This window comes from Arenibaculum sp. (assembly GCF_035998295.1).
Taxonomy (GTDB): Bacteria; Pseudomonadota; Alphaproteobacteria; order Azospirillales; family Azospirillaceae; genus DASYHS01.
This window is the reverse complement of record NZ_DASYHS010000131.1, coordinates 1-9,717: the sequence shown is the minus strand read 5'-3', so window position 1 is coordinate 9,717 and position 9,717 is coordinate 1. Positions and strand designations below refer to the sequence as shown.

Here is a 9,717-nt window from a genome sequence, read left to right as displayed (position 1 = left end):
GTTCCCGGTCCGCGGGTCCGGCAGGCCATCGAACGCGTTCTCGAACCACGTCATCTGGGACCTCTCTTGCCACTGCAGGCCCCCTACAGAATCCTTTTCTGTTCTACGCGCTACCCAATTTTCTCAAATGCGATTCCCCTGCCCGCCCGGGGGTTTCAAAAGGGGCAGTCGCCGGAGAGGCGGAGAGGGGAGCGATGCGGAATCCGAAGACCATCCTGATCACCGGCGCGTCGAGCGGCCTGGGCGCGGCGCTGGCCCGGCACTACGCGGCGCCCGGGATCACCCTCGTGCTGACCGGCAGGAACCCCGAACGCCTGGACGCGGTGGCGCGGGACTGCGCGGCGGCCGGCGCCGACGTCCGGTCGGCGGCCGCGGACGTCACGGACCGGGCCTTCCTGGCGGACTGGCTGCCGCGGATGGACGCGGGCGCGCCGATCGACCTTGCGATCGCGAATGCCGGCATCTCGGCCGGCACGGGCGGCGAGGGCGAGAGCCCGGAGCAGGCGCGCCGGATCTTCGCGACCAACCTGGACGGCGTGCTCAACACCGTCCACCCGCTGCTGCCGGCGATGCGCGCGCGCCGGCGCGGCCAGATCGCGCTGATGAGCTCGCTCGCCTCCTTCCGCGGCTTTCCCGGCGCGCCGGCCTATTGCGCGAGCAAGGCGGCGGTCAGGGTGTATGGCGAGGCGCTGCGGGGCGAGCTGGCGCGCGAGGGGATCGGCGTCTCGGTGATCTGCCCGGGCTTCGTGCGGACGCCGATGACGGACGTGAACGCGTTCCGCATGCCGTTCCTGATGGATGCCGGGCGCGCGGCCGGGATCATCCGCCGCGGGCTGGAGCGCAACGCCGCGCGCATCGCGTTCCCGTGGCCGACATATCTCGGCGCCTGGATGCTGGGCGTCCTGCCTGCCGGGCTGGCCGACCGCCTGCTGGCCGCGGCGCCGGCGAAGGGAGGCATGCGCGCCGACGCCTGAACGGCGGTTGGGGATTGCCAAGCGCGCGGGGAACCGCTACTCGCGGGGACGGTTCTTCGCCGTACGGCCAGCACGAGGGTATCGGTCCATGCGCTTCCATCCGCCCCGCCACGTCTACCGTCCGGTCAAGACGGTCGCGACCGAGGTCAGGGCCACCGTCCGGTGGTTCGATCTCGAACGCGGCTTCGGCTTCGTGTCGCCCGAGGGCGGGGCGGCGGAGGCCTTCCTGCCCGCCGCCCTGGTCGAGGCCGCGGGGCGGCGCTCGCTGCCGGAAGGGGTGACGCTGACCGTGGACCTCGCGGAGGGCGAGCGCGGGCCGCAGGTCAGCCGCATCTACAAGTTCGACTTCTCGACCGCGGTCGCGGAGCCGGCGGCCGGGCGGGGCCGGGGCGACCGGGGTGATCGGGGCGGCGCCGGGCCGCGCCGCGAGCCGCGCGGCCCGGCGAAGGAGCGCGGCCGCCCGCAGAAGACGCAGGACAGGCGCGGCCCGCCCGCAGGCCGGGCCGATACGGGAGCCGCAAAGGGAGCCGCAGAGGGAGCGACCGAGGGGACGGTCGAGGGAACGGTGAAGTGGTACGACGAGAAGAAGGGGTTCGGCTTCGTCGGCGTGGAGGACGGCGGGCGGGACGTGTTCGTCCACGCCACGGCGCTGGAACGGTCGGGGGTCGGGCCCCTGGCCGAGGGGGAGAAGGTCGTGGTCAAGTTGCGCGCCGGCGAGAAGGGGCGGGAAGCGGTCGAGGTGCGCAAGGGCTAGCGCGCCGCCCGGCGCCGGCAGCCTACTCCTCGCGGCGGCCGGCGGCGTCGCGATCGCGGTCGTAGCGTCTATCGAGGGGAAACGGCGGCAGCCAGGACTCGCGGCGGATGGTCCAGAGCTCGTAGGTCGGCCTGAACTGGTCGGGGGCATCCAGGGACCCGAGGTTCACTTCGATTTCGTCGTCGGAGCGCGAGAAGACGGACGAGCCGCAGCGGGGGCAGAAGCACCGCCCGGCGTAGTCGCCCGTCTCCCCTTCGACCGTCACGGCGTCCTGAGGGAACACCGCGGAAGCGTGGAATAGGGCCCCATGATGCTTGCGGCAGTCGAGACAGTGGCAGACGCCGACCCGGTACGGGCGGCCCGATGCCACGATCCGGACGTTGCCGCACAGGCAGCCGCCGGTGAAGCGTTCCATGCCGCGTCTCCTTCAGAACCAAGCCGTCGAATGCTTAGAACGAACGGCATCGTCGTGGCAAGCGCCCGCCCAGACGCGCCTCAGGCGGCTCCCGCCTCCGCCTGGGCCGCCTCCATCCGCTCCTGGGCGTCGAGCCACGCCTCCTCGGCGGCGGCGATCCGCTTCTCGGTCTCGCCGAGCTCGATCCGGAGCTTCGTCACCGCCTCCGACGGGCCGGAATAGAGCGCCGGGTCCGCCAGCTTCGTCTCGATGCCCGCCTTCTCGCGCGTCAGCTTCGCGATCAGCTTCTCCGCATCCTCGACCTTGCGCCGCAGCGGGGCGAGGGCCGCGCGCAGCTCGGCGGCCGCGCGGCGCTGGTCCTTGCGCGCGGCCGCCGAGCCGTTGCCGGCGTCCGCCTCGTTTCGGCCCTCTGTGCGGCCCTCGGCCCGGCCGGCGCCGCCCGCCCTGCCTTCGCGCGCGCGGTCCAGCAGCAGGCGGCGGTAGTCGTCGAGGTCGCCCTCGTAGGGCTGGCACGTCCCGCGGTCGACGAGCCACAGCCGGTCGGCGGTCAGCTCGATCAGGTGGGGATCGTGGCTGATCAGGATCACGGCGCCCTCGAAGCCGTTCAGCGCTTCGACCAGCGCCTGCCGGCTGTCGATGTCGAGGTGGTTCGTCGGTTCGTCGAGCATCAGGACGTGCGGCGCGTCGCGGGTCATCAGGGCGAACAGCAGCCGCGCCTTCTCGCCGCCCGACAGGTCGGCGATGCGCGTCTCGGCCCGTTCCTGCGGGAAGCCGAAGCGGCCGAGATGGGCGCGGACCTTCTGCTCCGTCTCCTTGGGCATCCAGGCCGCCGCCTGGCGCAGCGCGGTCAGGCCGGCGTTCAGCTCGTCGGTCTGGTGCTGGGCGAAGTAGCCGATGCGCAGCCGCGCCGACCGGTGGATGCGGCCGGCCAGCGGCGCGAGGCGCCCCGACAGCAGCTTGACCAGCGTCGACTTGCCGTTGCCGTTGGCGCCGAGCAGCGCGATGCGGTCGTCCTGGTCGATCCTGAGGCTGAGGTCGCGCAGGACCGGCTTGCCGCCGTAGCCGGCTTCCGCGCGCTCGAGCTGGATCAGGGGCGGGGCCAGCTCCTCGGGCGAGGGGAAGTCGAAGCGGATCGTGTGCTCGTCCTCGAGCGTGGCGATCGGCTCCATCCGCTCCAGCGCCTTGATCCGGCTCTGCGCCTGGCGGGCCTTGGACGCCTTGTAGCGGAAGCGGTCGATGAAGGACTGGATGTGCTTGCGCTCGGCCTCCTGCTTGGCCGCGGCGGCGGCGATGCGTTCCCGGTTGGCCCGGCGCGTGCGCTCGAACTGGTCGTAGCCGCCGGCATAGGCCGTCAGCTTGCCGGCCTCCAGGTGGACGGTCGTCGTCGGCACGCGGTTCAGCAGCTCGCGGTCGTGGCTGACCAGGAGGATCGTGTGGGGGTAGGAGCGCAGGTAGCTCTCCAGCCAGATCGTCGCTTCCAGGTCCAGGTGGTTGGTCGGCTCGTCGAGCAGCAGCAGGTCCGGCTCGGTGAACAGCACGGCGGCGAGCGCCACGCGCATGCGCCAGCCGCCCGAGAAGTCGCGGGTCGGCCGCGCCTGGGTCTCGGCGTCGAAGCCGAGGCCGGCGAGGATGCGTGCGGCGCGCGCCGGGGCGGCGTGGGCCCCGATGTCGGCGAGGCGGGCGTGGACCTCCGCGATGCGCGCGGGGTCGCTCGCCGTCTCGGCCTCGGCGAGCAGGCGCGTCCGTTCCTCGTCGGCCGCCAGCACGGTGTCGAGCAGGCTCGCGTCGCCGGCGGGCGCCTCCTGGCGGACGCGGCCGATGCGCGCACCGGCGGGCAGCGAGGTGTCGCCGCCGTCGGGCTGCAGCTCGCCGCCGATCAGGCGCAGCAGCGTCGTCTTGCCGGTGCCGTTGCGGCCGACCAGCGCCACGCGGTGTCCCGCGGGGATGGTGACCGAGGCGTGGTCGAAGATGGTCCGTCCGCCGTAGCGGAACGTCAGGTCGCGGATGGTGAGCATGGGAAGGTGGGTTTAGCACGGAGACGCCCGGGATTTGAAGCGTCCGCCGGCCCGCGTCGCAAAGACGCGGTTGCCGGGCCGCGGCCCCGCGTATATAACGCCGCGAATTCCGCGAAAGCACAGGAGCTCTTTAAATGGCCGTCGAACGGACCTTGTCCATCATCAAGCCGGATGCCACCCGCCGCAACCTCACCGGCAAGATCAACGCCCGGTTCGAGGACGCCGGACTGCGCATCGTCGCGCAGAAGCGGACCAGGCTGACCCGCGAGCAGGCGGAGAAGTTCTACGCCGTCCATGCCGAGCGCTCCTTCTTCCCGGAACTGGTCGAGTTCATGATCTCAGGCCCGGTCGTGGTCCAGGTGCTCGAGGGCGACAACGCCGTCGCGCGCAACCGCGAGATCATGGGCGCCACCAACCCCGCCAACGCCGCCGCCGGCACGATCCGCAAGGATTTCGCCGAATCGATCGAGGCGAACTCCGTCCACGGCTCCGACGGCGCCGACACGGCCGCCCAGGAGATCGCGTTCTTCTTCGGCGAGATCGACATCGTCGGCTGAGCCACCCGGCGGGGAGGGAAGGCCGGCGGCCCGACCTCCCCCTGGCGACGGCCTCTGCTGAAGCTCAGGGCCGGTAGAACAGGCCGAGCTGGAGCGAGCGCGCGATCCGGTGGGCGCGGGTGCAGAACTCGGCCGCCAGTTCCGGTACGAACAGCTCGCCGGCCGTGCGGTCGAACAGGACGAGCCACCGGTCGAACAGTTGCGGCGTGAGGCCCGGCAGGGCCGCGTGCTTCTGCATGGGCGTGCCGTGATAGCTCGCGGTGCGCAGCATCACCGAACTCCAGAACCGCCGCATCGTGCCGAGATGCGGCCCCCAGTCCGAGATCGCGCCCTCGAATACGGGCCCGAGATCCGGATCGGAACGGACCTTGCCGTAGAACGTGTCCACGAGCGCTGCGATGCCCGCTTCGTCGATGGTGTCGCGAAGGGGCGTGTCCACGGGGTTCATGCCGTCTCTCCTGCCGCGGCGTGCGCCGCGCCCCGTAGAGATGACGGCTTCCGCCGGCCGACGCAATCGGGCTGCGGCATCGGGTCCCACCGGAACGCCGGTGCCGGGGGCCTGTTTATCCCGGACTTATTTCTGACCGGCGACCGGAGGCAGCATGACCAAGGATCGCAAGATCGAGGAACGTTCCGAACGCGCGGAGGAGATCTTCGGCGCCGACGAGAAGGGCCGCGAGGCGCAGGAAGCCAACAAGGCGCTGCGCGAGAAGCGCTCGGACCGTCCGTCGACCCTCGGCGACAAGGGGGTTGAAGGGCGGTTCGGCAGTCCGGATTAGGCGCCGGACTAGACGTAGCCGCCGGCCAGCGTGACCGGCCGGCCGCCCATGCCGGCCTTGAAACGCGCGATGCCGGCCGCGTCCCGGTCGTTCACGCCGCCGAGGTCGAGCCAGGCCGTCCCGGCCCGCTTCAGCCAGACGGCGGCGTTCCAGAGCAGGAAATGGTGCGCGCGCAGCCGGCGGCCCTCCTCGGAGGTCCAGCCGACCTGGTATGTCGCCGCGCGGCCGTGGCGCACGAGCAGGATGCCGGCCACCGGGCGGCCCGCATGCAGCGCCTGGAGGACGACCGGCCGGCTCGCGTCGTCGCCGACCTCGTAGAGGACGCGCAGGAAGGCCGGCGAGGGGCCGACATAGCCGCGCCGCAGCTTGTCCTCGAGATAGGGGCCCATCAGCCAGTCGAACAGCCCGCCCTCGGCGTCGACCGCGAGGGAGAGCCCGTGCCGCTCGGCGCCCGACAGGGCGTTGCGCCATTTCTGGTCGAGGCCAGCCCTGAGCGCATCCAGCCCGACGGACAGGTCCAGCCAGATCGTGCCGTAGCCTTCCGCGCGCCTTCGGAAGCCGCATTGCTCCAGGCGCAGGCGGTTCGCGTCGGTGTCGGCGAGTTCGGGATGGAACAGGAGCGGCCGGCCCGCGAGCAGGTGATAGCGCCGGCGCAGGATGCGCAGCACCAGCTTCAGCATCTCGCCCGGGATCTCGTCGTGGATCCAGACCGGCCCGCGATGGATGCGGCAGGTGCGCAGGAACGGCAGCCAGCGCCGGACCTGGACCTGGACGATCCCGATCGGCTTCCCGTTGAACCGGATCAGGCCGAAATCGGCGTGCCACCCCTCGGTCCGGGCGAGGGCGGCCGCATACTGCCGGGACTGCAGGAAGGTCGGCCGCCGGCACGCCGCCAGCATGAGGTCCCACTGGGACTCGGTGCAGGTGTTCCAGTCGATCCGGAACGGGTCGAACGGGAGCGCCGTCAGAGCAGGAACAGCGCCATCAACGCCAGCAGGACGATCACGGCGACGGTCGAGTACTGGGCGAACCGCATGAAGCCGTTATAGGTCTCCAGGTGGTCGCGGTAACGCTCGTCGCGCCATACGGGCTTGTTGTCGGCCATGGCCATCTGCTTCCCTCGTTGTCTGGACGTCGATCGGTTTCGAGATCGGTTTCGGGATCGGTTTCGGGGTCGGTTTCGGGGTCGAATTCCGGGATCGGATTTAGGGCGAAAAACGCATCGGCACAAGCGGGTTCGGGCGCTCATGCCTCCGGGTTGAGGACGGCGCCGGCCGGGCCGGCGGCGTCGCTTATCTCGACGCGGACGCCGGCCACCCGCGCGCGGCCTTCGGCGACCAGGCGCAGCGCCAGGGGGTAGCAGCGGTGCTCGGCCTCCAGCACCCGGGCGGCGAGCGCATGCTCGTCGTCGCGGGGCAGCACGGGGACCGCCGCCTGGACCAGGATCGGGCCGTCGTCCATCTCGGCGCGCACGAAATGGACGGTGCAGCCCGTGAACCGGACGCCGGCCTCGATCGCGCGGCGATGCGTGTCCAGGCCCGGGAAGGCCGGCAGCAGGGACGGGTGGATGTTGATCATCCGGTCGCGCCAGCGCTCGACGAACCACGGCGTCAGCAGCCGCATGAAGCCGGCGAGGCACACGAACCCGACCCCCGCGTCGCGCAGCGTGCGGTCGAGCGCCTCCTCGAAGGCGGCGCGGTTGGGATAGGCGCGATGGTCGACGACGCCGGCGGCGACACCGGCGGCGCGCGCGCGCTCCAGGCCGGCGGCGCCCGGCCGGTTGGAGAGCACGGCCACGATCTCGGCCGGGAAGGCCGGGTCGGCGCAGGCGTCGAGAAGCGCCTGCAGGTTGGAACCGCGCCCCGAGATCAGGACGCCGACCTTCAGACGCGCCACGCCCGGTCCATCCCCTCGATGACCACCCGGTCCGCGCCGGCCGGCACGACCGTGCCGATGCGGTGGACGGTCTCGCCGCCCTCGCGCAGGATGCGCTCGGCCTCGTCGGCGCGCTCGGCCGGGCACAGGGCGACCATGCCGATGCCGCAGTTGAACGTCCGCGCCAGTTCCAGGTCGGGAAGGCCGCCGATGCCCTTCATCCAGCGGAACACCGGCAGCAGCGGCCACGCGCCCGCGTCGAGCGCGACGCCGAGCCCGTCGGGCAGCACGCGCGGGATGTTCTCCACCAGCCCGCCGCCGGTGATGTGGGCGAGGCCGCGGACCGTGCCCGCGCGCACGGCCGCGAGGACGGAGCGGACATAGATCCGCGTCGGGCGGAGCAGCGCCTCGCCGAGCGGCACGCCGGGCTCGAACGGGGCTTCGGCGTCGTAGGCGAGGCCGGAGGTCTCGACCAGGCGGCGCACCAGGCTGAAGCCGTTGGAATGGACGCCGGTCGAGGCGAGGCCGAGCACGACGTCGCCCGGCGCGACGCCGGCGCCGGTCAGCACCTGGTCCCGTTCGACCGCGCCGACCGCGAAGCCCGCGAGGTCGTAGTCGCCGCCGTGATACATGCCCGGCATCTCGGCCGTCTCGCCGCCGATCAGCGCGCAGCCGGCCTGGCGGCAGCCCTCGGCGATGCCGGAGACGACGTCGCGGCCGGTCGCGACGTCGAGCTTGCCGGTCGCGTAGTAGTCGAGGAAGAACAGCGGCTCCGCGCCCTGGACGACGAGGTCGTTGACGCTCATCGCGACGAGGTCGATGCCGACGGTGGCGTGCCGGCCGGCGGCGATCGCGACCTTCAGCTTGGTGCCGACGCCGTCGGTCGAGGCGACGAGGATCGGGTCGCGGAACCCGGCCGCCTTGAGGTCGAACAGCGCGCCGAACCCGCCGAGCCCGGCATCCGCGCCGACGCGGGCGGTCGATCTGGCGAGCGGCTTGATCGCGTCGACGAGCGCGTTCCCGGCGTCGATGTCGACGCCGGCATCCTTGTACGCCCCGCCGGTGTTATAAGATGGTGTGCTGATGGCGTCCTCGCGCGGGCTGGGATATAAACCGGACCGTTGAACGGGGCGAACATACTCGAATCGGAAGGCTTTGCAATGTCTCACCGCCGCCAGGCACGGCGCATCCGCGCTTTACTCGGAGTTGCCGCCTCGGCCGCTTTCCTGCACGTGGCGACCGCCGCCGCCCAAGTTCCCGGTCAGGTGCAGGAACAGGTCCCCGGTGAAGCCGCTGGTGAAGCCTCCAGTCAGGCCCCGGCCGAGGTTCCCGGCGACGCCGCGCCCCCGGCGTCCGCCTCCTCCTCGATCGAGGACGTCTACACGGTCAGGGACGTCGAGGTCGACGTGACCGCGGCCAGTGCCGCCGCCGCCCGGGACGAGGCGATCGCCGAGGCCCAGCGCGAGGCCTATGCCGAGCTGGTGCAGCGGCTGGCGCCTCCCGGCACCGAGGTGCCGCCCGCGGGCGACGCCGAGCTGGCCCGCATGGTCCAGGACTTCGAGGTCCAGCGGGAGCGCAGCTCGTCCGTGCGCTACCTCGCGACCCTGACGGTGCGCTTTCGCCCCGACGCCGTGCGCAACCACCTGCAGTCCGGCAACGTCGCCTTCACGGAGACGATGAGCAAGCCGGTCCTGGTCCTGCCGGTCTACCGGGCCGCCGACGGCGAGCCGGTGCTGTGGGAGGACCGCACGGCCTGGCGCGACGCGTGGGAGAACGCGCCGCCCGGCGGCGGGCTGGTCCCGGTCCAGGTCCCCTATGGCGAGCTGGCCGACCTCTCCGACATCAGCGCGGAGGAGGCGGTCTCCGGCGACACCGACGCGCTCGCCGCGATCGCGGAGCGCTACGGCGCCGGGGACGTCCTGGTCGCCGAGCTGCCGGCGCCCGCCGGCGGCCCGGACCCGTCGGTCCCGGGCGAGGTCCGCCTGACGCGCTACGGCGCCGACGGCCCCGAGCCGACGCGGACGGTCCCGGTGCCGGCGCGCCCGGACGGCACGGTCGAGGATTATCTCGGCGCGGCGGTCGCGGCGGTCGGCAGCCTGCTCGAGGAGGACTGGAAGCTGGCGACCACCTCGGCGTCCCAGGAGGAGGGGAGCATCCTGGTCACGGTCCCGATCGGCCGGCTCGACGACTGGGTCCAGACCCGCCGCCGCCTCGGCGAGGTCCCGCTGGTGTCCGGCGCGGTGCTGCGCGCGCTGTCGCGCGACGAGGCCACGGTCGAGCTGCGCTACCGCGGTGACGCCGACCGGCTGCGCACGGCGCTGGCCCAGCAGGACCTGATGCTGGAGGAC

12 protein-coding genes are annotated in these 9,717 nt (G+C 72.3%); 5 read left to right on the top strand and 7 right to left on the bottom strand.

Features of this window, described 5'->3' with window-relative positions:
* Positions 1 to 194 precede the first annotated feature (194 nt).
* Positions 195 to 974 (top strand): SDR family NAD(P)-dependent oxidoreductase, encoded by a 780-nt coding sequence (locus VGO20_RS12990; RefSeq protein ID WP_327502777.1) that lies wholly within the window; start codon positions 195 to 197, stop codon positions 972 to 974.
* Between the two features lie 88 nt (positions 975 to 1,062).
* Entirely contained in the window at positions 1,063 to 1,728 is a 666-nt protein-coding gene (locus tag VGO20_RS12985; RefSeq protein ID WP_327502776.1) for a cold-shock protein, read from the top strand.
* A 22-nt stretch (positions 1,729 to 1,750) separates the two neighbouring features.
* Here the strand turns inward: VGO20_RS12985 and VGO20_RS12980 are convergent, their stop codons facing one another.
* Positions 1,751 to 2,143, bottom strand: coding sequence for a GFA family protein (locus VGO20_RS12980; protein WP_327502775.1), 393 nt, complete (start codon positions 2,141 to 2,143; stop codon positions 1,751 to 1,753).
* Positions 2,144 to 2,223: 80 nt separating this feature from the next.
* A complete protein-coding gene (locus VGO20_RS12975) occupies positions 2,224 to 4,158 on the bottom strand; it encodes an ABC-F family ATP-binding cassette domain-containing protein (RefSeq protein WP_327502774.1) in 1,935 nt (644 codons plus the stop codon).
* A 134-nt stretch (positions 4,159 to 4,292) separates the two neighbouring features.
* On the opposite strand from VGO20_RS12975, the gene ndk reads away from it, so the two are divergent.
* Complete coding sequence (gene ndk / locus VGO20_RS12970; protein WP_327502773.1) at positions 4,293 to 4,715, top strand: nucleoside-diphosphate kinase; 423 nt, start codon at positions 4,293 to 4,295, stop codon at positions 4,713 to 4,715.
* Between the two features lie 64 nt (positions 4,716 to 4,779).
* On the opposite strand, the gene VGO20_RS12965 is transcribed toward ndk, so the two are convergent.
* A complete protein-coding gene (locus VGO20_RS12965; protein ID WP_327502772.1) occupies positions 4,780 to 5,163 on the bottom strand; it encodes a group III truncated hemoglobin in 384 nt (127 codons plus the stop codon).
* A 154-nt stretch (positions 5,164 to 5,317) separates the two neighbouring features.
* Between VGO20_RS12965 and VGO20_RS12960 the strand changes: the two genes are divergently transcribed.
* Positions 5,318 to 5,494, top strand: coding sequence for a hypothetical protein (locus VGO20_RS12960; RefSeq protein WP_327502771.1), 177 nt, complete (start codon positions 5,318 to 5,320; stop codon positions 5,492 to 5,494).
* 8 nt (positions 5,495 to 5,502) lie between these two features.
* On the opposite strand, the gene VGO20_RS12955 is transcribed toward VGO20_RS12960, so the two are convergent.
* From VGO20_RS12955 to purM, 4 genes are all read right to left on the bottom strand, one after another.
* Positions 5,503 to 6,393, bottom strand: coding sequence for a lipid II:glycine glycyltransferase FemX (locus tag VGO20_RS12955; RefSeq protein ID WP_327502770.1), 891 nt, complete (start codon positions 6,391 to 6,393; stop codon positions 5,503 to 5,505).
* 65 nt (positions 6,394 to 6,458) lie between these two features.
* A complete protein-coding gene (locus tag VGO20_RS12950) occupies positions 6,459 to 6,599 on the bottom strand; it encodes an aa3-type cytochrome c oxidase subunit IV (protein ID WP_327502768.1) in 141 nt (46 codons plus the stop codon).
* Positions 6,600 to 6,739: 140 nt separating this feature from the next.
* The gene (gene purN / locus VGO20_RS12945) at positions 6,740 to 7,390 is read right to left on the bottom strand and encodes a phosphoribosylglycinamide formyltransferase (RefSeq protein WP_327502767.1); all 651 of its coding nucleotides are present in this window, start codon (positions 7,388 to 7,390) and stop codon (positions 6,740 to 6,742) included.
* Positions 7,378 to 8,454, bottom strand: coding sequence for a phosphoribosylformylglycinamidine cyclo-ligase (gene purM / locus VGO20_RS12940; RefSeq protein ID WP_327502778.1), 1,077 nt, complete (start codon positions 8,452 to 8,454; stop codon positions 7,378 to 7,380). Before purM ends, purN begins: the two co-directional genes overlap by 13 nt.
* A gap of 180 nt (positions 8,455 to 8,634) precedes the next feature.
* Between purM and VGO20_RS12935 the strand changes: the two genes are divergently transcribed.
* The coding region (locus VGO20_RS12935; RefSeq protein ID WP_327502766.1) for a DUF2066 domain-containing protein at positions 8,635 to 9,717 on the top strand (1,083 nt) is incomplete at its 3' end.

What these genes read in the sequence shown, in the direction of transcription:
- VGO20_RS12990 (WP_327502777.1), top strand. Translation starts at nt 195, where the DNA reads ATGCGGAATCCGAAGACCATCCTGATCACCGGCGCGTCGAGCGGCCTG.
- VGO20_RS12985 (WP_327502776.1), top strand. Translation starts at nt 1,063, where the DNA reads ATGCGCTTCCATCCGCCCCGCCACGTCTACCGTCCGGTCAAGACGGTC.
- VGO20_RS12980 (WP_327502775.1), bottom strand. Translation starts at nt 2,143, where the DNA reads ATGGAACGCTTCACCGGCGGCTGCCTGTGCGGCAACGTCCGGATCGTG.
- VGO20_RS12975 (WP_327502774.1), bottom strand. Translation starts at nt 4,158, where the DNA reads ATGCTCACCATCCGCGACCTGACGTTCCGCTACGGCGGACGGACCATC.
- ndk (WP_327502773.1), top strand. Translation starts at nt 4,293, where the DNA reads ATGGCCGTCGAACGGACCTTGTCCATCATCAAGCCGGATGCCACCCGC.
- VGO20_RS12965 (WP_327502772.1), bottom strand. Translation starts at nt 5,163, where the DNA reads ATGAACCCCGTGGACACGCCCCTTCGCGACACCATCGACGAAGCGGGC.
- VGO20_RS12960 (WP_327502771.1), top strand. Translation starts at nt 5,318, where the DNA reads ATGACCAAGGATCGCAAGATCGAGGAACGTTCCGAACGCGCGGAGGAG.
- VGO20_RS12955 (WP_327502770.1), bottom strand. Translation starts at nt 6,393, where the DNA reads ATGCTGGCGGCGTGCCGGCGGCCGACCTTCCTGCAGTCCCGGCAGTAT.
- VGO20_RS12950 (WP_327502768.1), bottom strand. Translation starts at nt 6,599, where the DNA reads ATGGCCGACAACAAGCCCGTATGGCGCGACGAGCGTTACCGCGACCAC.